Genomic DNA, 20,716 nt, shown 5'->3' with positions numbered 1-20,716 from the left:
CCGGCCGACCCCTTTACATTGTAGATCAGTAGCGCGTGCGGTCAGCGGCGGGTGGTGCGGCGGCGCGACCAGCCGCGGCTGCGCCAGTCGGTCCCGCCGCCGATGCCGGCCAGGTGCAGGGCGAGCAGCAGCAGGCCGACGGTGATGAGCGTCTGGTAGTCGAACGGGTCGGACGCCACGTCGGCCAGGTCGAACAGCAGCGCCAGGCCGAAGACGACGGCCGCGACGATCGCGAGCATGGAACCTCCTAGGTCGGGTGTCCCCGGGTCGCAGCAGCGATGTCCGCGCAGCCGCCCGGCAAACGCCCGCCGGTTATGGCGCGCGAAAACCGCATGCGGGCGGATGTCCGAAACCGGTACGGTCGTTCCGTCCGATCAGGAGGAAACGTGCCGAAGCTCAACCAGATCATCGCCGTCGAGAAGGGCGTGAAGGCCAAGTCGCTGCGCGACCTGACCGACGCCCACCACGGCCTGCAGAAGCAGCCCCTGCTGTCGGGCATCTCCCGTACCTACCAGCCCAGGGACGAAGACGGCGAGCAGCTGCCGCCCGAGTCGACGCGGGTCCAGGTCAAGACCGAGGAGGTACTGCGGCGGACCGCCGCCACGCTGACCCGGCTGTTCGACGTGACCGCGACCAAGGACTGGACCAACTGCGTCGCCCGCGCCGACGTCACCGTCGACGGCCGGACCCTGCTGCGCGACGTGCCGGTCACCTACCTGCTGTTCCTGGAGAAGCAGCTGGTCGACCTGCACACCCTGGTCAAGAAGCTGCCGGTCCTGGACGCCGCCGAGTCGTGGGTGTTCGACGCCTCCAGCGACGGCTGGAAGACCGAGCCGGTCCGCACGGTCAAGACCAAGAAGGTGCCGTTCAACCACGTCAAGGCCGAGGCGACCGACAAGCACCCGGCCCAGGTCGAGGTGTTCTACGAGGACGTCGCGGTCGGCTACTGGACGACGGTCAAGTTCTCCGGCGCGCTGCCCGCGCGGCGCGTCAACGAGCTGCTGGACCGCGTCGACCGGCTGCAGCAGGCGGTCAAGTTCGCCCGCGAGGAGGCCAACGCCACCGAGGTGGACGAGCGGAGCGTCGGCGAGGTGGTCTTCGGCTACCTTTTCGAGTAAAGTCACAGACTCCCCGCCCGAGCAGCGGGGAAATACGCGCTCAAAAAGCGCGGAACCTGAAACTGAAACGTCAGACTGAACCGCACGGTTTCATGGGGGTTCGAGTCCCTCCCCCGGCACCACACGCCGGGGTGGCCCAACGGTAGAGGCGGCCGTGTTCAAGCTCAGACTATCGCTCCAGATTCAGTATTCACCGCCGATCGCCGGATCGCCCGGGTACGGGCGTTGATCCCCGCAGTGCCGGTTCAACTCCGGCCCGCGCCTCTCCATGGCGCGGTAGCTCAACCGTAGAGCACGGGGACATGAGGACTGACCCGTACCCTTAAAAGTGCCGGCGTGCGCACGTGGGCGGTAACCAAGGGGCCCGGAGGCCGGGTAAAGCCTCCGGGCCCCACCTTTTTCTCCGCGTTCTCCCGCATTCCCTCGTGTTCCCCGCGCCTCGTCCCGTCCCACCCGCTCCCACCTGGGACGCCGCGCCGGGTGATGCATCATATAAAGCCGCGGGCCGCGCTTTGAATCCGCCCGGACGCGGGGACATTCCCATTATCGCCGCAATTGGACGGGCGGCCGGATTCACCTTCCGTTCCCTTCCTGCACGCCGAACCCCTTTCTTTCGGCCGCCTCGTTCAGCGGATGCGCCAACGCGCGCCCACTCCCCGCCCCCGCTGTTCGAGCGCTCCCGAAAGGCTCCCTGCATTGGCACGTCGCATCACCCCTGCCGCAATGGCGGGGGCCCTCATGCTGCTCTTCACCCTCTTCGCCACCGCGCCCGCACCCGCCCGCGCCTCCACGGCTCCGGCGCCGGCCGAGGCGCGGGTCGTCGCCGAGACCGCCGCGGGCCCGCGCGCGATCGACCTCACCGTCCGGTCTCCGGCGCTGGGCCGCCAGGAGAAGGTCCGCCTGCTGCTGCCCTCCGGCTGGTCGCGCGACGCCGCACGCACCTGGCCGGTGCTGTGGCTGCTGCACGGCGGCGCCGACGACTACACCGCGTGGACGCGCGAGACCGACGTCGAGCGGCTCACCGCCGGTTCCGGCGTGCTGGTCGTGATGCCCAACGGCGGCCGCTGCGGCAACTACTCCGACTGGTGGAACTACGGCGACGGCGGCTCACCCGCCTGGGAGGCCTTCCACATGGGCGAGGTCCGGCGGATCCTGGAGCGCGGCTACCGGGCCGGGCCGCGGCGCGCGATCGCCGGCAACTCCATGGGCGGCCTGGGCACCATGCTGTACGCGGCCAGGTTCCCCGGAACGTTCCGTGCGGCGGCGGCGTTCAGCGGCTACCTGCACACCCGCTACGGGCACCGGCCGGGCGACGACTCGATCGGGTGGGGGCCTTCCCTGGTCTGCCCGGGCACCGACTGGCGCCGCGTGTGGGGCGACCCCGACGACCAGGCGGCGATCTGGCACGCGCACAACCCCTACGACGTGGCCGGGAGGCTGAAGGGCGTGCGCCTGTGGGTCGCCTCGGGGAACGGGCGCGCCGGGTCCCTGGGCGGGATGCCGTTCACCGATCCCGTCGAGTCGGGCACCTACGACCATGCCCGGGCGTTCACCGGCCGGCTGCAGAGCCTGGGCATCCCCGTGACGGCGCGCTTCTACGACGGGCAGCACGACTGGCCGTACTGGCAGCGGGAACTGCACCGCGCCTACCCGGCGCTGCTGGAGGCCCTGAACGGCTGAACCGCGGGCCGGAAGATCCCGTACAGCAGGCAGACCGCATCTCCCGCCCGCGGAGGGGAGGCTCCTTTGGGGTCAGGTCCACGATGACCGGGCCGGACGGCACCGGCGATCTCTGGGAGCGGCTGCTGCCCGCGCTGGAGGCCCCCTGCCCGGCCTGCGAGGGCACGGGAACGGTGTACTCCGGTGACTGGCGGGCGTGGCACGAGCGGGCCGGTGAGCTGGTCCGGGTCGCGCAGGCCGCCCGCCGGGCCACCGACCTGCACCTGGCCCGCGCGGCCCTCGCCCGGCCGGTCCCGCACGGTGCCCGGCCGAACGCTACCCAGCAGAACGGTGCGCAGCCGAACGGTGCCCAGCCGACGGTCCCCGAGGGCATCCCGCAGATCTCCCAGGACCCCGATGCCGCCCAGGGATCCTCCGGCGCCGCGCGGGAGATCGGGACGCCGGCGATCGTCACGGTGATCGACCGCGCCATCGGCGATCACATGAGGTCGCGCCCGGACGGTCCCGAGCGGGTCCGGTGCGCGACCTGCGGCGGCTGCGGCCGGACGCTGACGGCGGCCGGGGCCGGGCTGACGGAGTTCCTGGCGCGGCACGGGCTCGCTCCGGGCGAGCCGTGCCCGCCGGCCGTGAACGCGCACGGCGGCGGCGCCGTACAGCCGGACGAGGATCCCGTACCCGACACTCCGCGAGGGCGACGTGAGCATTGACGGCAGGCCGGGCCCGGCGCTCATGACGACCCCCCGCGCGCCCGGCGGGCGGCCGCTGACGCCGTGGCCGGCGGCGGCCGGCGCGGGCGTGCTGGTGCTGGCGCTGGTGCTGCGGTTCGGCGGCGCGCTGGGCGGGGAGGCCGTGCCGGGACTGACCCGGGCGGGCGCGATGACCAAGAGCGGGCTGGCCCTGGCCGAGTTCGCCGCGACCATGTGCGGGGCCGTGACCGTCGGGTGGCTGCTGCTGGCGGCGGTGTTCCTGCCGGGCCGGGCACCTGCGGCACTGGTACGGCGCCACCTGCGCGCGGCGGCCCTGTGGGCGACGGCGTGGGCGCTGGCGATGCTGATGGTGATCATGTTCTCGGCGGCGGACCTGTTCGGTGTCCCGGTGACCACGGGCGTCACGGGCAACATGCTGCGGACCTTCCTGCTGGAACTGCCCCAGGGGCGGGCGCTGCTGATGGTCGCGGCGGCGGCCGTGCTGGTGGCGGTGGCGTCGCGGCCGGTGTCCACGCCGGGCGGCGCCGGGTACGTGCTGGTCCTGGCCCTGGCGGGAATGCTGCCGCCGGTGTTCACCGGGCACGCCACCGGTACCTCGCATCACACGGCAGCCGTCTACAGCCTCGCCGCGCACATCGTCGGCGCCGCCCTGTGGGTCGGGGGGCTGGTGGTCCTGCTGGCCGCCGCCCGCGACGCCCGCGCCCTGGACGGGTGGCTGCCCGCCGTCGTGACCCGCTACAGCCGCCTGGCGGCGGTGTGCCTGGCCCTGGTCGCCGCCAGCGGGCTCGTGAACGCCTGGATCCGGCTGGACGGCCTGGACCTCGGGTCCCGGTACGGGGCACTGGTAGCGGCCAAGACGGCGGCGCTGGCGGCGATCGGCGGCCTGGGCTGGTGGCACCGGCGGGCGAGCATCCCGGCGCTGCGCGAGCATCCCGGGCGGCCGGGGCGGCGGGCCTTCGTCAGGATCGCCACCGTCGAGGTCGTGGTGATGGCCGCGACGATGGCGCTGGCCACGGGCCTGTCCCGGACGCCGCCCCCGGAGGTCTCCCAGGGGACGCTCGATCTGGTGACGCTGCGGCTGGGGTTCCCGCTGCCCGGCCCGTTCAGCTGGACCTCGGCCCTGACCGGCTGGTCGGCCGATCCGCTGTTCGTGAGCCTGATCGTGGCCTGCGCGGCCCTGTACGCCACCGGGGTGGCCCGCCTGCGCCGCGGCGGGTCCCGGTGGCCCATGGGCCGTGTCATCGCCTGGTACGCGGGCCTGGCAGCCCTGCTGGTGGTCACGTGCGGGGGCCTGGCCCGATACAGCATGGTGCTGTTCAGCGCGCATGTCGTCCAGCACCTGGTGGTGAGCCTGCTGGTGCCCGCCCTGCTGCTGCTGGGGGCACCGGTCACGCTCACGCTGCGGGCCCTGCCCCGGGACAGTGCCGGCGGCGGCCGTACGGTCCGCGAGCTGCTGGTGGCGGCGCTGCGGAGCCGGGCGCTGCGGGTGGCGTGCCATCCGCTGGTCGCGCCGGCGGTGTTCGTCGCCGGGCTGTACGGGTTCTACCTGACGCCGCTGTTCGAGGCGTCGCTGCGCAACCACGCCCTGCACGCGTTCAGCATGGCGGTGTTCATGGCGTCGGCCGGGTGCTACCTGTGGCCGATCATCGGGCGGGATCCGCTGCCGGGGCGCCCGCCGCTGGGCGCGCGGTTCCTGCTGGCGGCGTGCGTGGTGCCGTTCCACGCCCTGTTCGGCGCCGTGATCATGGGCTGGGGCGGGGTGCTGGCCGGGGACTGGTTCACCGGGCTCGGCCGTACCTGGGGTGCCACCGCGCTGCGGGACCAGCGGGCGGGCGGCGGGCTGGCCTGGGCGCTCGGCGAGGCCGCCGCCCTGGTGATCATCATGGCGCTGGCGCACCGCTGGATCCGCGACGACCCGCCCGCCGCCCGCCGCGCCGACGCCGACGCGGCCCCGGCGCGCGAGCCGCGGGCGCGCGCCGGGACCGCCGGCGTCGGGTGACCCCGTGTCAGGGCCCGTATCAGGTGACCGGTGTCAGGTGACCGGTGTCAGGTGACCGGTGTCAGGTGACCGGGTCTCAGGTGACGGAGGTGTAGGCGACGACGCCGCGGCGCATCGAGTCCATGGCGCGGCGGGCGGTCTTGCGGATGTGGCTGTTGGGCGGGGCGGCGTCGGCGACCTGCCCGAGCAGGTCCAGCAGCTGCTTGACGGCCCGGACGAAGTCGCCGGCGGTCATCCCGGTCTCCAGCAGCACCTCGTCCAGGTCCTGGCCCTTGGCCCACTGGAACGCCGTCCACGCGAACCCCAGGTCGGGCTCGCGCAGGAACGACACCCGGTTGTCCCTCTCGACGCCGTCCAGCTCGCCCCACAGTCCCACCATCGCCGCCAGGGCGTCGCGGGTGGGCCCGGTGGGCGTCATCGGCGGGGTGGCGTCGTCGGGCTGCCGCGACTCGAACACCAGCGCCGACACGCACGCGGCCAGCTCGGCGTGGTCCAGCCGCTCCCAGATCCCCGCGCGCAGGCTCTCGGCGGTCAGCAGGTCCAGCTCGTTGTAGATGCGGCCCAGCCGGCGGCCCTCCTCGGTGACGGTGTCGCCGGACAGGTAGCCGAGCTGGTCCAGGACGGCGCAGACCCGGTCGAACGTCCGCGCGATGACCTGCGAGCGGCCCTCCACGCGCCGCCGCAGCTGGTCGGTCTCGCGCTCGAGCCGGAAGAACCGCTCGGCCCAGCGGGCGTGGTCCTCGCGCTTGTCGCAGCCGTGCACCGGATGCGAGCGCAGCTCGGCGCGCAGCCGGGTGACCTCGCCGTCGTCGACGATGGGGGTGTCGCGCCCGCCGCGCCGCTCCCGGGCGTCGTCGGGCACCTTGTTGCGCAGCGTGGCGGCCAGGTCGCGGCGGTCCTGCGGGTTGCGGGGACTGAACGACTTGGGAATCCGGATCCGCTCGATCGGCTCCACCGGGCGCGGGAAGTCCTGGATCGACAGCCGCTGCACCGACCGGCTGATCGTCAGCACCAGCGGGGCCGCGCCGTCGGACCGGCGCCCCAGGCCCGGGTCCAGCACCACCGCGACACCCGACCGGCGCCCCGACGGGATCAGGATGACGTCCCCGGGCCGCAGGTGCTCCAGGGAGCGGGCGGCCTCGGCGCGCCGCGACGTGGACCGCTCGCGCGCCAGCTCGGCCTCGCGGTCCGACAGGCGCCGCCGCAGCGCCGCGTACTCCATGAAGTCGCCCAGATGGCAGTCGGCGGCCTTGGCGTACCCGGCCAGGGCCTCCTCGTTCTTGCGGACCTGCCGGGCCAGGCCGACCACGGCACGGTCGGCCTGGAACTGCGCGAACGACTGCTCCAGCAGGTTGCGGGCCCGCTCGATACCGACGGCGCCGACCAGGTTGACCGCCATGTTGTACGACGGCCGGAAGCTGGAGTTCAGCGGGTAGGTGCGGGTGCCGGCCAGCCCCGCGACCGAGTTCGGGTCGACGTTGGGGCTCCAGATGACGACCGCGTGCCCCTCCACGTCGATACCGCGCCGCCCGGCCCGCCCCGTCAGCTGCGTGTACTCCCCCGGCGTGAGATCGACATGGGCCTCGCCGTTCCACTTGTCGAGCTTTTCGATCAGGACGGTCCGGGCCGGCATGTTGATGCCCAGCGCCAGCGTCTCGGTCGCGAACACCGCCTTGGTCAGCCCGCGGGTGAACAGCTCCTCCACGATCTCCTTGAACGTGGGCAGCATCCCCGCGTGGTGGGCGGCGATGCCGCGTTCCAGCCCGGCCAGGAAGTCGTCATAGCCCAGGATCCGCAGGTCGTCGCGGGCCATGTCGGCCGTGCGCAACTCGGCGTGCGCGCGGATCTCCTCGGCCTCCTCCTTGGAGGTCAGCCGCAGCCCCGCGGTCAGGCACTGCAGCACCGCCGCGTCGCAGCCCGCCCGGCTGAACACGAACGTGATCGCCGGCAGCAGCCCGGCCCGCTCCAGCCGCTCGATCACGTCGGGCCGGTACGGCGGCCGGAACCGCTGCGGCCGCGGCGCGCGGCGCCGGCCCGTACGGCGGCCCTGGTTGACCTTGTTCCGCCGGACCTCCTCCACCGCCATCCGCTGCAACTGCGGATTGATCTTCGCCTGCCGGTCGCCGCCCTTGCCGGTGTCGACGAACAGGTCGTACAGCCGCGTCCCGACCAGCATGTGCTGGTACAGCGGCACCGGCCGGTGCTCGTCGACGATCACGGCGGTGTCGCCGCGGACCTCCTGCAGCCACTCGCCGAACTCCTCGGCGTTGCTGACCGTCGCCGACAGCGCCGCGATCCGGACCGACTCCGGAACGTGGATGATCACCTCTTCCCAGACGGCGCCGCGGAACCGGTCGGCCAGGTAGTGCACCTCGTCCATCACCACGAACGCCAGGCCGGCCAGGGTCTGCGACCCCGCGTACAGCATGTTGCGCAGCACCTCGGTCGTCATCACGACGATCGGGGCCTCGCCGTTGACGCTGTTGTCACCGGTGAGCAGCCCGACCTTGCCGGGGCCGTAGCGGCGGACCAGATCGGCGTACTTCTGGTTCGACAGCGCCTTGATCGGCGTGGTGTAGAAGCACTTGCCGCCGCCGGTGAGGGCCAGATGGACGGCGAACTCCCCCACCACCGTCTTGCCGGAGCCGGTGGGCGCGGCGACCAGCACGCCGCTGCCGCCCTCCAGCGCCCGGCAGGCCTCGATCTGGAACGGATCCAGCGCGAAGTCGTAGAGGGACTGGAAGTCCAGCAGGGCGGGGCCGTTGCCGTCGGTGCGCTGCCGGAAGGCCGCGTACCGCTGCGCCGGGGAGTCGGCGGCCGACTGCGTGTCGGGGGTGGTCATACATCGAGCCTCGGTTCGGACCGGCCCGATACCGAATTCGGGCCCCTACTTCTCCGGCCGGGCGTCGCCGTCGGGCCCGTCCTTCGCCGGCCCGTCCTTCACCAGCCGGTCCTCGTGCAACTCCTCGTCCAGCCGGTCGTGCCGCGAGCCCTTCTCCAGCTCGGCGTCGATGGCCTCCAGATCCAGCGGAGACGCCTCGTCGTCGGCCAGGCCCGCGTACGGGTCGGGGCGGCGGGAGCGGCGCCGGTCGTTGAAGAACGCCAGCAGCGCCGCCAGCTCGAACAGCAGCACCGTCGGCAGCGCCAGCGCCAGCATCGTGAACGGATCCGCGCTCGGCGTGGCCACCGCCGAGAACACGAAGATCCCGAAAATGATCATCCGCTGCGACTTGCGGATCTTCGCCGAGCTGAGCACCCCGGCCATGTTCAAGATCACCACGAACAGCGGCAGCTCGAACGTCAGCCCGAACACCAGCAGCATCGCCAGCACGTAACCCAGGTAGTGGTCCACCGTGATCAGCGCGGCCACATCGTCCGGCACGAACCCCAGGAAGATCGACAGGCCCTTGTCGACGGTCACGTACGCCAGCGCGGTGCCCACGAAGAACAGCGGGATCGCCGCACCCATGAACACATACGTCCAGCGCCGCTCCTTGCGGTACAGCCCCGGCGTGACGAACGCCCACAGCTGGTACAGCCAGATCGGCGAGGACACCACCAGCCCCAGGATGAACGCGATCTTCAGCCGCAGGAAGAACGAGGAGAAGATCCCGTTGACCACCAGCGAGCAGCTGCCGTTGAGGTCCTTGGAGGCCGGCAGCGCGCAGTAGGGCTCCTTGAGGAAGTCCCAGACCGGGCTGAAGAACAGCCAGCCGACGACGGTGCCGACCAGCAGCGCCCCCATCGCCACGATCAGCCGGTTGCGCAGCTCGCGCAGATGGTCCATCAGGGGCATGCGGCCATCGGGATCGGCGGCCTGCCGCGTCATCAGCTTCATGTTGGGCACTCTGAGGTCTGCTCTGGCCGGTCCGTTTCGGGAGGGGGCGGGCTGGATCAGGTGGTCTTGCGGGCGTTGTAGTCGGCGACCGGCACACCCTCGATGGGCTGACCGGACGGCAGCGCACCCTGGCGCGGAGCCGCGCTGCGGGACTGGTCCCGGCCGGCGGCCTCACCCTCGAGCCGGGCGGCCTCCTCGCGCAGCCGGGCGGCACGCTCGCGCGCGTCGTCGGCCGGGGCCTGCGCCGCCGCGGGCGCCGCGCCCTTGCCCGCTTCGGCGTCCTCGTCCTTGTCGTCGTCGCGCAGGCCCTTGGTCTCGGCCTTCAGGATGCGGGCCGACTTGCCCAGCGACCGCGCCAGCTGCGGCAGCTTGGCAGATCCGAAGATCAGAAGCACGGCCACAAGGATGATGAGCATCTCGGGGGTCCCGATGTTCGGCATAGCGAGTCCTCTTCAGCAGCGTGGTACTTACGACGATCGTACGCCGTCGTCCGGCTCCTGCGCCTCACGGGCTTCCTGGAGGTTTCGGAGTTCATCGCGCAGCGCGGAATGTTGGGGACCCAGACGCCGCCGGGCCCGCTCCAGTTCACGCCCCAGCCGCCGCACGCCCAGATACACCCGGAACGAGCACACCGCCAGAACGGCCAGGCCGGCAAAGCCCAGCACGACCGAAACCCCACCCCACGCCACGACCGTCACGGTAGCCGAAAACCTCAAACCGTGTCGTACTGCGCCAGCGCGCGCGCCGCGTCCGCACGGACCGTCCCGGCCAGCTCGGCCGGCGCGGTGATCCGCCCCTGATCGCCCAGCCGCAGCGCCAGACCCCGCACCCACCGCGTGTCAGGGGTCCGCAACTCGATCCGCAGCCGCCCCTCCCCCAGCTCACGCACGCTCTCGCACGGGTAGTAGTCGGCCACCCAGCGGCCCTGCGCGGTCAGCTCGAACGTCACCAGGACGTCATCGGGCGAGGGCAGGAACAGCCCCGCGTCGACATCGCGCGGCTCGGCTTCCGCCGGCACCTCCGCGGGCGTCTCCAGCACGCTCAGCCGCGTGATCCGGTCCAGGCGGAACAGCCGCACCGCCTCCGCCCGCCGGCACCACCCCTCCAGGTAGGTGTTGCCCTCCACCACCAGCAGCCGCATCGGATCGACATCGCGCTCGGTGTTCTCGTCCCGCGCCGGCACGTAGTACGACAGATGCACCCGCCGCCCCGCGCCGATCGCCCCGCGCAGCAGGCCCAGCGTCTCACCGCGCGCGTCGACCTCCACCGCCACCTGGCTGCTGACCGCCGCCGCGGCCCCCGCCGCCGCCTCCAGCTTGGCGATCACACGGCTCAGCGCGTCCCGGTCCTGCAGATCGGGGATCCCCGCCAGCATCCGCAGCGCCACCAGCAGCGCGCTCGCCTCGTCCACCTTCAGCCGCAGCGGCCGCGCGATCGACTCGGCCTCCGTCACGATGATCTCGCCGCCCTCGTAGGACAGGTCGATCGGGCAGTACGGGTCCGGCGCCCGCAACTCCACGCACCACAGCAGATTGAGATCGTCGATCAGCTGCTTCTCCGACACCCCGAACGCCGCCGCCGCCTGGTCCAGCGCCACCGAATCGCGGCTCACCACGTACGGCACCAGCGCCAGCAGCCGCCCCAGCCGCTCGGTCGACGTCGACGAAGGCCCCTTGGCCTTACCGGCCGCGGCCTTGCCCGCCGCCGCCCTGTCACCCGTCCTGGCGTTCGTCACGTCGTCCTCACGGGAGTCGTCGTCTCGTCATCGCGCCCACCATCGGGAACGGTCGCCAAGATCGCCTTCAGCTGCTGGATGACCGCCTCCCGCAGATCCGGCGGATCCAGCACCACCACATCATCGGCGAACCGCGCCAGATACGGCGCGAAACGGTCCACATCACGGAACGTCAGCGTCGCCGCGTCCCAGCCCGCCTCACCCGACGCCCGCACATCCTTCGCCCAGCGCCGCAGCCCCTGCGCCGCACCGGCCCGCAACCGCACCGCCGCCGGACGCGGCTCCGTCACCGGATCGCCCATGTCGAACGCCAGCCGCCGCACGTCCACACCCTCCGGCACCGCCACCGAACCCACCGGCCCCACCGCACGCACATCCCCGGTGATACGGCTCAGCCGGAACACCCGCGTCTCACCCCGGTCACGGTCATGCCCCACCACGTACCACCGCCCGCGGCGGCTCACCACCCCCCACGGCTCCAGATGGCGCCGCGCCACCGACGTCCGCCCCACACCCTGGTAGTCGAACGTCACCGGACGGCCGTCCCGGACCGCCTCCCACAACGCCGGGAACGACGGATCCTCGGCCCCCACCCGCGGCTCGATGCCCACCGCCGTGTTCGCGTCCGTCTCCACCCCCGCCGCACGCAGCTTCAACAGCGCACCCGAGGCCGCGTCCGCCATGCTGGCCCGCTGCCACACCCGCGCCGCCAGCCCCAGCACCGCCGCCTCGTCGGGCGTCAGATGCAGCTCGGGAAGCTCGTAGGCCTGCGGCGGGATCCGGTAACCGATCTCCTCACCGCCACCGCCCTGCTGGTCGCTGCCCACCTCCAGCGGCACACCCAGCTCGCGCAGCTCCTCCTTGTCCCGCTCGAACATCCGCTTGAACGCCTCGTCGGAATCGGGATAGCCCGGCACCGCCCGCCGGATCTGCTCCGCCGTCAGATAACGCCGCGTGGCCAGCAGGCACACCACCAGGTTGAGCAGGCGCTCGGTCTTACGCCGCGACACTTCGCCACCACCTCTCCGTCGGGTGAAACCTCGCCACCGGCGGACGCCGGCGCCGCCCGTCCCCGCCTCCCCCGGCTCAGGACGCTACCGTTTCCTGGTGATCCGATGGCGCAAAGGCACCGTGGAAAGCGTCCGCCGGGAATGGCCGGGGGCGGTCGAACTGGACGTCACGATCGGGGGTGACGGCCCGCACCGGGCCCTGGCCTACCCCGCACTCGTGGGACGTCCCGAACCGGGCGACACCGTCCTGCTCAACACTACGGCCTTGGCGATGGGCCTCGGGACGGGCGGCTACGCGATGGTCGTCGCCGTCCCCGACCGGCTCCCGCCCGACCCCACCGGCCCCGGACACCTGGTCAAGGCCCGCTACACCCCCCTGCAGGCCACCGTCCTCGGCGCCGACGAGCAGGACTCCCCCCACCACGCCCTCCTGCGCGACGCCGACTCCCTGCACGGCACCCCCGTGATCGTCGCCGACCTGCACTCCGCGCTCCCGCCCATCCTCGCCGGCCTGCTCGCCGCCCGCCCCGGCACCCGCACCGTGTACGTGATGCCCGACGGCGGCGCCCTGCCCTCCTGGTTCTCGATGTCGATCGCCCGGCTCAAGGACGCCGGCGCCCTCACCGCCACCGTCACCACCGGCCAGGCCTTCGGCGGCGACCTCGAAGCCGTCACCGTCCACACCGGCCTGCTCGCCGCACACCTCGTCCTGAACGCCGACGTCATCGTCCTCGCCCAAGGACCCGGCAACCTCGGCACCGGCACCCGCTGGGGCTTCTCCGGAGTCACCGCGGGCGAAGCGGTCAACGCCGCCGCCGTCCTGTCAGGACGCCCCGTCGGCTCCCTCCGCGTCAGCGAAGGCGACCTGCGCGAACGCCACATCGGCGTCTCCCACCACAGCCTTACCGCCTACGGCCGCGTCGCGCTCGCCCGCGCCCAGATCGTCGTCCCCGAACTCGGCGGCGAATTCGGCACCCGCGTCGCCGCCGAAGCCGCCCCCCTCGGCGACCGCCACGACCTCGTCCCCGTCACCGTCGACGGACTCCACGAGGAACTCCGCGCGGCCGAGAAGGACTGGGGCCTGCGGCTGTCCACCATGGGACGACGGCTGGACCAGGACCTGCCCTACTTCCTCACCGCGGCCGCCGCCGGACGCCACGCCGCCACCCTCCTTTGAGCCCGAGGGGCTCTCTTGGGGGCTTCAGGAGTCTCTTGGAGCGTCATGGGGCCACAGGGAGCCGCTTGGGGGCTCAATCGCTTCGGGGTGTTCAGTGGGCGCCGAGGACGTCCACGACGAACACCAGCGTGTCATCGCCCTTGATCCCCGCCTGCGCCAGCCCCTTCTCGCCGTACCCGAGCGCCGGCGGCACCACCAGCAGCAGCCGGCTCCCGACCTTCTGCCCCACCAGCGCCTGATCCCAGCCCTTCATCACCTGACCGGTCCCGATCGTCGCCGCGAACGGCCGGCCCGCCTTGTACGAGGAGTCGAACGCCTTCCCGTCCCGCCAGAACAGACCCACGTACTGCAGCGCCAGCAACTGCCCCGAACGCACCTGCGCGCCCTCGCCCTGCACCAGCGTCCGGACCTCCGGCTTCGCCGGCGCCGCCACCCGAGGCACCGTCACCGACGGCCCCTTGCCCGGCTGCACCGCCCCCACCTTCGGCAGCTTCGGATCGTTCAGCGGCTGAGCCTTGCCCTTCGCCGCCGCCGACTTGGGATAGACCGCCCGCACGTCCAGCACGTACACCAGCGTGTCCCCCGCGCCCACCTGCAAATGGGCCGCGCCCTTGTCGCCGTACCCGTCCTTCGGCGGAATCTCGGCCACCACCCGGTCACCGGCCCGCGCACCCGCCAGCGCCTTGTCCAGCCCCCGAACCAGCCGCCCACTCGGGAACGCGCCCGCCTTGCCCGACTTGTAGCTGCTCGCCAGCAGCTTGTTACCGTCCTTGTTCCACCGGTAACCCACATAATCGGCGATCACCAGATCGCCCTTGGCCGCCTCCGGCCCCTTCCCCTCGGTGACCGTCTCGACCGCCAGCTCCTTGCCCGGCGCCTCCTTGGGGAACGACACCTCCGGACGCGAGCCGAACTCCCCCTTCACCGCCACCTCGATGCCACCCGAACCCGAACAGGCACCGGTCAGCAGCAGCGGAACGGCCAGCACCAGCGCCGCGGGCAGCGCGGAGAACGCGGGGAATCGACGGCTCATACGGGTCCTTCGGGGGAGAGACGAGCGGAACCGAACGCTCACACTACCGCCTCGTACCCGCCAGTAGCCCCCCATCCACCGGGGAACTCACCGAACACGTCACCCGCCGACCCCGCAGCGTCACCACACCCGGCCGCATCCCGCCGCGGCGCCGTTCCGGACTGCCCCAGCCCCGTCACAGCCCTGCCCTGCCCGGCCCGGCCCGGCCCCGGAGCGTCACCACTCCGGGACCGGGCCTCAGGTCCAGGCGCCGGGCATCACATCCCGGAGATCAGCTTGTCCACCCGCTCATCCACCGAACGGAACGGGTCCTTGCACAGCACCGTCCGCTGCGCCTGATCGTTCAACTTCAGATGCACCCAGTCCACCGTGAAATCACGACGCTTCTCCTGCGCCCGCCGGATGAACTCACCCCGCAACCGCGCCCGCGTCGTCTGCGGCGGCACCGACTTCGCCTCGAAGATCTTCAGATCCTGCGCCACCCGCTCCACCGACCCCCGCTTCTCCAGCAGGTAGTACAGCCCACGCGTGCGATGCACATCGTGATACGCCAGATCCAGCTGCGCCACCCGCGGCGACGACAGCGGCAGATCGTACTTGCGCCGGTACCGCTCGATCAGCTTGTACTTGGTCACCCAGTCGATCTCCCGCGCCACCAGATCCAGATCGCCCGTCTCCACCGCCCGCAGCGTCCGCTCCCACAACTCCAGCACCCGCATCGTGATCGCGTCACCGCCACGCCGGTCCACGAAGTCCTTGGCCTTGCCGAAGTACTCCTTCTGGATCTCCAGCGAGCTGGCCTCGCGGCCGTTGGCCAGCCGCACCTTCCGCCGGCCCGTCATGTCATGACTGACCTCCCGGATCGCCCGGATCGGGTTCTCCAGCGTCAGATCACGCATCACCACCCCGGCCTCGATCATCCGCAGCACCAGATCGGTCGCCCCGACCTTCAGCAGCATCGTGGTCTCACTCATGTTCGAATCGCCCACGATCACATGCAGCCGCCGGAACCGCTCCGCATCCGCATGCGGCTCGTCCCGCGTATTGATGATCGGCCGCGACCGCGTCGTCGCCGACGACACACCCTCCCAGATGTGCTCCGCCCGCTGCGACACGCAGTACACCGCACCACGCGGCGTCTGCAGCACCTTGCCCGCCCCGCAGATGATCTGCCGCGTCACCAGATACGGGATCAGCACATCGGCCAGCCGGCCGAACTCCCCGTGCCGCCCCACCAGATAGTTCTCATGACAGCCGTAGGAGTTCCCCGCGGAGTCGGTGTTGTTCTTGAACAGGTAGATGTCGCCCGCGATGCCCTCTTCGCGCAGCCTGCGCTCGGCATCGACCAGCAGCCCCTCCAGGATCCGCTCGCCCGCCTTGTCATGCGTCACCAGATCCACCACGCTGTCGCACTCCGGCGTGGCGTACTCCGGATGGCTGCCCACGTCCAGATACAGACGCGCGCCGTTACGCAGGAAGACGTTGCTGCTCCGCCCCCACGACACCACCCGACGGAACAGATAGCGCGCCACCTCATCAGGTGACAACCGCCGCTGCCCGCGGAAGGTACAGGTGACGCCGTACTCGTTCTCAAGCCCGAAAATACGCCTGTCCACACCGCGACCCTATGCGCCCGGGCACCGACTTGGCAGTCTCTGAAGCCCCTCGTTTCACTGGAACCGGAGAGACCAACATCGCGCGCCCCGCAACGTGTACCACCGCCACACCCGCCACCCGCACACCGGAGGACACAAGCCGAAGGGGCCCGCCGGATCCCGGCAGGCCCCCACCAAGCCCCTGCTGCTCCGAACTCCGGCTACTCGGACTCGTCCGCTGAACTCGCGCCGCCGGCACCGCCCGCGGGCCCCGACTCCTCCACCTCGACCTCGGACTCGGCCTCCGCCTCGTTCAGCAACCGCCCGATCCGCGACGCCGCAAGCGCCTTGAACAGACGATGCTCCCGATTACGGTCCAGCACCGCCACCTCGAGCGACTTCGCCTCCAGATGCCGATCCGCGTCCTGCGCCTCCAGAGCGCTCACCGCCACCCGCAGCGCCTCCGCCAGCGGCATGCCCTCCCGGTACCGATCCTTCAGCACCTGAGCCACCGCCTCGGCCTGACCGCCCATCGCCACATAACCGTGCTCATCGGCCACCGAGCCATCGAACGTCAGCCGGTAGATCTGATCCGTCTCCGCACCGTCACCCACCTCCGCCACGACCAACTCCACCTCATACGGCTTGTTGGTCTCGGTGAAGATCGTTCCCAGCGACTGCGCGTACACGTTCGCCAGCCCGCGCGCCGTCACATCCCGGCGGTCGTACTGGTACCCGTTCACATCCGCGTACCGCACCCCGCCCAGCCGCAGATTCTCGAACTCGTTGTACTTCCCGACCGCCGCGAACGCGATCCGATCGTAGATCTCACTGATCTTGTGCAGCGCCCGGGACGGATTGTCGGCCACGAACAGGATGCCGTCGTCGTACTGCAGCACCACGACACTGCGACCCCGCGCGATCCCCTTCCGCGCGTAATCCGCCTTGTCCTTCATCTGCTGTTCGGGCGACACATAGAACGGCATGGACACCGGTCTGGATCCCTTCTATCGCAGCGGAGCGGTCGGACCGCCCGGAGAGTCGTAACGTCCGTCGACCACGGTCTGCGCCAGCGCGCTCACCTCATCCTCACCGAGCCGCCGATAACCATCCGCCGACACCGACGCCACCACCGGGAAGATCCGGCGCGTCAGATCCGGCCCCCCCGTCGCCGAGTCGTCATCGGCCGCGTCGTACAACGCCTGCACGCACACCAGCGCCGCGTCCTCCGGCGACAGATCCGCACGGAACAGCTTCTTCAGCGCACCCCGCGCATACACCGACCCCGACCCGATCGAATGGAAGTCGCGCTCCTCGTACTTGCCCCCCGCCGGGTCATAGGAGAAGATCCGACCCCCCTCGACCTCCTCGTCGAAGCCCGCGAACAGCGGCACCACCGCCAGCCCCTGCATCGCCATGCCCAGGTTCCCCCGGACCAGCGTCGCCAGCCGGTTCGCCTTACCCTCCACCGACAGCGTCCGGCCCTCACGCTTCTCGTAATGCTCCAGCTCCACCTGGAACAGCCGGACCAGCTCCATCCCGATACCGGCCGTACCCGCCATCGCGATCGCCGAGAACTCATCGGCCCGGAACACCTTCTCGACATCCCGCGACGCGATCACGTGCCCCGCGGTCGCCCGCCGGTCACCCGCCATCACCACACCGCCGGGGAACGTCACCGTCACGATCGTCGTCGCATGCGGGAGATCCTCCCCCACCGAACCCGCCGGCAACGACCGCCGGCCAGGCAGCAGCTGCGGACTGTAGGCCCCCAGAAATTCCGTGAACGACGACGTACCGGGGTCACCGAACAACCCCGGCAGACGCCCGGTGTGCCAATCATGGGACGCCACGCGACTCCTTCCCTCCATCACGGCACCGGTCTCCCCTCACAGAACCCACCGGCGCTGACCACACAGACCCTACTGTTCAAGCGGCGCCCACCGCATGCCACGCCGACCCCGTCCAGTCCGCCCACGGCGAACCCCCCGCCCGCCCATTACGATGACCACGTGGTGTTGGGACCCCCAGGCCGGCCGAGCCGGCCAAGCCCCCTCGAGCAACCGACCTGGCCGAGCGCGCCCGGACAACCCGGATGGCCCCCGCGACGGCCCCCCTACAGAGCGCCGATCACCGAAGACGACATCGTCCTGCCCACCGACGCCGACCCCTTCACCACCGCCGAACACCTCACCCGCACCGCCGTCACCGCACCCTGGTGGCCCGCCGCCACCCCCGAACAACGACGCCGGGCACTCCACCCGCACCTGCTCACCCTCACCGACCACAGCTGGTGGCTCTTCGCCGCCTGGACCCGCTGGTACCGCTGGCACCCCGCCGACGGCCGCTGGTTCCCCTCACCACCCCCGCAAGCCACCCACACCCGCCGAACAGCCGCACACGGCCCCACACCCCCACCTGTCCCCACCGAAATCCTCCCCACCGGCGCCGACTACCTCACCGACTACGGCCCACCCCTCGCCATGGTCGGCACACCCCTCCCCGGCGCCCTCACCTACCGGCTCCGCTCCGTCCTCTCCGAAGCCGCCCAAGCACCACCCGCCGACTACCCCCTCGGCCTCGGCCACTTCCTGCACGGCACCCCCAGCACCATCGCCGCCACCTGGAGCACCCTCCTGTGGTGCGCCTCCGTCCCCCTCTTCGACCCCGGACTCGGCCTCCTCGACCTCTGGAAACCCCACCTCGCCCCCTCCCCGGTCCCCGCCCCGACCTCAGAAGGCCCCGGCACAGGCGGCGAACTCCGCTGGCTCCCTCCCCCACCCCTGCACACCCTCATCGGCCTCTACGCCGAACGCCTCCGCGCCGGCCGCGCCAACGCCGCCGCACAACTCGTCCGCTGCATGGTGATGACCGCCCAAGCACTCCGCGACGACCCGCGCTTCCGCGTCCGCGCCTCCGCACTCCTATCGATGATCGAACCCCTGCAGGGCAACCCCACCCTCGACCACCGCGCACTCCCCTACGGCGACCAAGTCCTCGAACGCGAATGGCGACAACGCTGCCCCGCACCCCTGTCCGCCACCCTGTTCGCCGACTCCGCCCCAGGCGAATGCCTCCAACTCGCCTTCTACGACCTCGCCACCGCCCTGCGCCCGCTCTGCGGCGACCCCGGCGACAGCAACACCCACATCGAACCCCGCCACGCCGCAACAGCCCTCCTCGCCGCCGACATGGCCGCCTACCGTCCCGATCTGGCCACACCCGTCGGCCGCTGGCTCGACCCCGAACTCCGCGCCCTGCTCACCGACATCCTCAACGACGACGGCCACCCGCTACGCGAACTCTGGCCCGCACTCACAGGCGACGACCCCAAGACCACCATCGAAGTCCTCAGCGCCTCCGCCGCACTCGGCTTCGCCTGGTGCCGCCTCGCCGGCGGAATCCCCATCCCCCCGGCCGGACTCACCGTCACCAACGCCCTCACCGCCCACCTCGACACCCTCACCGGCTCCTGACAGCTCTCCCGAGGCGTTCAGGGCCGTGGAACGACTGGGGCTGCGGGCAACCCAGGGCGGCGTTGCCGCGGCTACGGAAGCAGCGCCGCTACCCGGCGCTCCAGCGACGGCCTGCCGGACTCCCCGTTCACCAGCCCGGCGAAGGGACGCCGGCAGGACTCCGGCTTCTCGATGACGACCTGGAGCCCAGGGAAGCGGTAGCGGTACCTCCGCGCCTCCAGCTCCAGGAACAGCCTTCGATGCTCCCCGTCCTTCGCGCGGTAGGACTCCCAGGCCCCCAGCGGAACGGTGACCGGGTCCACGTCCGGCGACGTGAAAGAGAGCCGGAGGCCCCCGTCCTCTGCGGGCACCCTCCTGAGGAGGTTGCCCTGCACATAGTCGGCCGCACGGCGGAGCGCCACGGGATCGTCCCCGAGCTGGCCCATTCCCGTATTGCAACCACCGCACAGGATGCCTCGCACCGCACCGGTGGCGTGATCATGATCCACATGCTCGGCAGGCCGATCGCAGCAGATCGCGCACAGGTCCCCCTGCAGCCGCAGCAGGTCCCGGACGTCCTCCTCGCCGATGCCGTAGCGGGCTCGCAGATGATCGTCACGTACGGTGCCAGTACGCCTGAGTTCACCGGACAGGCGCCGCTGGTGCCGACTGGAGTGACCATCGATCGTCAGCACTCCGAGTTCCAGCATCATCACCCGCGAATGCGAATTCCGGCCCTCCAGATAGTCGGCGGCTTCGCGCAGGCGCCACGGATCGTCCTCGTATTGACCGAGCGCGCCATTGCAACTGAAGCACAGCACGGCCCTGAAGAGGCCCGTCATGTGGTCATGGTCTACGTGCTTCGCCGCCGCACTTAGGCAGATCACGCAAACGCCGCCCTGTAGGCGTCGATGCTCATCGACCTGCTCGACAGTGAGCCTGTAGCGCAACTTGAACAGGTAATTCCGCGAACTACCATGGTTGCGGCGCCTGTTCTCCGCCACCACAATGACATAACACGGCTTGCAATAATTCGCGAGACCACCCGATTGAGAACGGTTCCGGCCGAACTCTGCCTTCGCTTTGTTCTCCTTGCATCGAGGACAGTACTTCATGCCCTCTGGAACGGCCGACCACCTTCGGTATGGCCTGACCGTCTTACCCTGCTCTGCCGCGCGCTTGCGCTTGGCAGCGGCATTACGGAGCCCGAAGCACTCTTTGCAGTACAGCGCCAAGCCATCTATCGACGCCTTGCGCTTCCAGAATTCAGTGGCCGGTTTGACCAAGCCGCAGTCACGGCACTCTTTAACAGACACGGCCCCGACCCTACCGCCCACGTCCGTGCCTTGGCGCGCTTTTCGACTTGGTC

General features: G+C 71.1%; 18 protein-coding genes. 6 read left to right on the top strand and 12 right to left on the bottom strand.

Annotated features, from left to right (window positions below):
• Nucleotides 1–41: 41 nt before the first annotated feature.
• Entirely contained in the window at nucleotides 42–239 is a 198-nt protein-coding gene (locus ACH34Q_RS37160; RefSeq protein WP_395987856.1) for a hypothetical protein, read from the bottom strand.
• A gap of 147 nt (nucleotides 240–386) precedes the next feature.
• On the opposite strand from ACH34Q_RS37160, the gene ACH34Q_RS37155 reads away from it, so the two are divergent.
• The 4 genes from ACH34Q_RS37155 (at nucleotide 387) to ACH34Q_RS37140 (ending at nucleotide 5,504) form a co-directional block, all read left to right on the top strand.
• Nucleotides 387–1,118, top strand: a complete 732-nt coding sequence (locus ACH34Q_RS37155) for a hypothetical protein (RefSeq protein ID WP_395987855.1) — start codon at nucleotides 387–389, stop codon at nucleotides 1,116–1,118.
• Nucleotides 1,119–1,841: 723 nt separating this feature from the next.
• Nucleotides 1,842–2,798, top strand: coding sequence for an alpha/beta hydrolase (locus ACH34Q_RS37150; RefSeq protein WP_395987854.1), 957 nt, complete (start codon nucleotides 1,842–1,844; stop codon nucleotides 2,796–2,798).
• Nucleotides 2,799–2,881: 83 nt separating this feature from the next.
• A complete protein-coding gene (locus ACH34Q_RS37145) occupies nucleotides 2,882–3,505 on the top strand; it encodes a hypothetical protein (protein ID WP_395987853.1) in 624 nt (207 codons plus the stop codon).
• Nucleotides 3,495–5,504, top strand: coding sequence for a cytochrome c oxidase assembly protein (locus ACH34Q_RS37140; protein WP_395987852.1), 2,010 nt, complete (start codon nucleotides 3,495–3,497; stop codon nucleotides 5,502–5,504). Before ACH34Q_RS37145 ends, ACH34Q_RS37140 begins: the two co-directional genes overlap by 11 nt.
• Nucleotides 5,505–5,580: 76 nt before the next feature.
• Here ACH34Q_RS37140 and ACH34Q_RS37135 read toward each other — a convergent pair whose 3' ends face one another.
• The 6 genes from ACH34Q_RS37135 to ACH34Q_RS37110 are packed head-to-tail and all read right to left on the bottom strand — an operon-like array spanning nucleotide 5,581 to nucleotide 12,087.
• Complete coding sequence (locus ACH34Q_RS37135) at nucleotides 5,581–8,346, bottom strand: DEAD/DEAH box helicase (protein WP_395987851.1); 2,766 nt, start codon at nucleotides 8,344–8,346, stop codon at nucleotides 5,581–5,583.
• Nucleotides 8,347–8,391: 45 nt separating this feature from the next.
• The gene (tatC, locus tag ACH34Q_RS37130) at nucleotides 8,392–9,342 is read right to left on the bottom strand and encodes a twin-arginine translocase subunit TatC (protein WP_395987850.1); all 951 of its coding nucleotides are present in this window, start codon (nucleotides 9,340–9,342) and stop codon (nucleotides 8,392–8,394) included.
• A gap of 56 nt (nucleotides 9,343–9,398) precedes the next feature.
• A complete protein-coding gene (gene tatA / locus ACH34Q_RS37125; protein ID WP_395987849.1) occupies nucleotides 9,399–9,782 on the bottom strand; it encodes a Sec-independent protein translocase subunit TatA in 384 nt (127 codons plus the stop codon).
• 27 nt (nucleotides 9,783–9,809) lie between these two features.
• On the bottom strand, nucleotides 9,810–10,040 hold the full coding sequence (locus tag ACH34Q_RS37120) for a hypothetical protein (protein ID WP_395987848.1): 231 nt from the start codon (nucleotides 10,038–10,040) through the stop codon (nucleotides 9,810–9,812).
• A gap of 14 nt (nucleotides 10,041–10,054) precedes the next feature.
• Nucleotides 10,055–11,077: a helix-turn-helix transcriptional regulator gene (locus tag ACH34Q_RS37115; RefSeq protein ID WP_395987847.1), complete on the bottom strand. Its 1,023-nt coding sequence runs from the start codon at nucleotides 11,075–11,077 to the stop codon at nucleotides 10,055–10,057.
• The gene (locus ACH34Q_RS37110; protein WP_395987846.1) at nucleotides 11,074–12,087 is read right to left on the bottom strand and encodes a helix-turn-helix transcriptional regulator; all 1,014 of its coding nucleotides are present in this window, start codon (nucleotides 12,085–12,087) and stop codon (nucleotides 11,074–11,076) included. Before ACH34Q_RS37110 ends, ACH34Q_RS37115 begins: the two co-directional genes overlap by 4 nt.
• 97 nt (nucleotides 12,088–12,184) lie before the next feature.
• Here ACH34Q_RS37110 and ACH34Q_RS37105 point away from each other — a divergent pair, with 97 nt between their 5' ends.
• Nucleotides 12,185–13,264: a DUF3866 family protein gene (locus ACH34Q_RS37105; protein WP_395987845.1), complete on the top strand. Its 1,080-nt coding sequence runs from the start codon at nucleotides 12,185–12,187 to the stop codon at nucleotides 13,262–13,264.
• Between the two features lie 91 nt (nucleotides 13,265–13,355).
• Here ACH34Q_RS37105 and ACH34Q_RS37100 read toward each other — a convergent pair whose 3' ends face one another.
• The 4 genes from ACH34Q_RS37100 to prcB form a co-directional block, all read right to left on the bottom strand.
• Nucleotides 13,356–14,297 carry an FKBP-type peptidyl-prolyl cis-trans isomerase gene (locus ACH34Q_RS37100; RefSeq protein WP_395987844.1) on the bottom strand — a complete coding sequence of 314 codons (942 nt, stop codon included), beginning with the start codon at nucleotides 14,295–14,297 and terminating at the stop codon, nucleotides 13,356–13,358.
• Between the two features lie 257 nt (nucleotides 14,298–14,554).
• On the bottom strand, nucleotides 14,555–15,913 hold the full coding sequence (gene pafA / locus ACH34Q_RS37095) for a Pup--protein ligase (protein WP_395987843.1): 1,359 nt from the start codon (nucleotides 15,911–15,913) through the stop codon (nucleotides 14,555–14,557).
• 200 nt (nucleotides 15,914–16,113) lie between these two features.
• The gene (gene prcA / locus ACH34Q_RS37090) at nucleotides 16,114–16,878 is read right to left on the bottom strand and encodes a proteasome subunit alpha (RefSeq protein ID WP_395987934.1); all 765 of its coding nucleotides are present in this window, start codon (nucleotides 16,876–16,878) and stop codon (nucleotides 16,114–16,116) included.
• A 21-nt stretch (nucleotides 16,879–16,899) separates the two neighbouring features.
• Nucleotides 16,900–17,763 (bottom strand): proteasome subunit beta, encoded by an 864-nt coding sequence (gene prcB / locus ACH34Q_RS37085; RefSeq protein ID WP_395987933.1) that lies wholly within the window; start codon nucleotides 17,761–17,763, stop codon nucleotides 16,900–16,902.
• Between the two features lie 141 nt (nucleotides 17,764–17,904).
• Here prcB and ACH34Q_RS37080 point away from each other — a divergent pair, with 141 nt between their 5' ends.
• Complete coding sequence (locus ACH34Q_RS37080; protein WP_395987842.1) at nucleotides 17,905–19,368, top strand: hypothetical protein; 1,464 nt, start codon at nucleotides 17,905–17,907, stop codon at nucleotides 19,366–19,368.
• Nucleotides 19,369–19,439: 71 nt separating this feature from the next.
• Here ACH34Q_RS37080 and ACH34Q_RS37075 read toward each other — a convergent pair whose 3' ends face one another.
• Nucleotides 19,440–20,663: an endonuclease VII domain-containing protein gene (locus ACH34Q_RS37075; protein WP_395987841.1), complete on the bottom strand. Its 1,224-nt coding sequence runs from the start codon at nucleotides 20,661–20,663 to the stop codon at nucleotides 19,440–19,442.
• Nucleotides 20,664–20,716 lie beyond the last annotated feature (53 nt).

The organism is Actinomadura sp. 9N407 (assembly GCF_044326315.1).
Taxonomy (GTDB): domain Bacteria; phylum Actinomycetota; class Actinomycetes; order Streptosporangiales; family Streptosporangiaceae; genus Spirillospora.
The sequence above is the reverse complement of the archived record's forward strand: the minus strand, read 5'-3'. Positions and strand labels throughout refer to the sequence as shown.

What these genes read in the sequence shown, in the direction of transcription:
- tatC (WP_395987850.1), bottom strand. Translation starts at nt 9,342, where the DNA reads ATGAAGCTGATGACGCGGCAGGCCGCCGATCCCGATGGCCGCATGCCC.
- ACH34Q_RS37145 (WP_395987853.1), top strand. Translation starts at nt 2,882, where the DNA reads ATGACCGGGCCGGACGGCACCGGCGATCTCTGGGAGCGGCTGCTGCCC.
- prcA (WP_395987934.1), bottom strand. Translation starts at nt 16,878, where the DNA reads ATGCCGTTCTATGTGTCGCCCGAACAGCAGATGAAGGACAAGGCGGAT.
- prcB (WP_395987933.1), bottom strand. Translation starts at nt 17,763, where the DNA reads ATGGAGGGAAGGAGTCGCGTGGCGTCCCATGATTGGCACACCGGGCGT.
- ACH34Q_RS37100 (WP_395987844.1), bottom strand. Translation starts at nt 14,297, where the DNA reads ATGAGCCGTCGATTCCCCGCGTTCTCCGCGCTGCCCGCGGCGCTGGTG.
- ACH34Q_RS37135 (WP_395987851.1), bottom strand. Translation starts at nt 8,346, where the DNA reads ATGACCACCCCCGACACGCAGTCGGCCGCCGACTCCCCGGCGCAGCGG.
- ACH34Q_RS37150 (WP_395987854.1), top strand. Translation starts at nt 1,842, where the DNA reads ATGGCGGGGGCCCTCATGCTGCTCTTCACCCTCTTCGCCACCGCGCCC.
- ACH34Q_RS37160 (WP_395987856.1), bottom strand. Translation starts at nt 239, where the DNA reads ATGCTCGCGATCGTCGCGGCCGTCGTCTTCGGCCTGGCGCTGCTGTTC.
- tatA (WP_395987849.1), bottom strand. Translation starts at nt 9,782, where the DNA reads ATGCCGAACATCGGGACCCCCGAGATGCTCATCATCCTTGTGGCCGTG.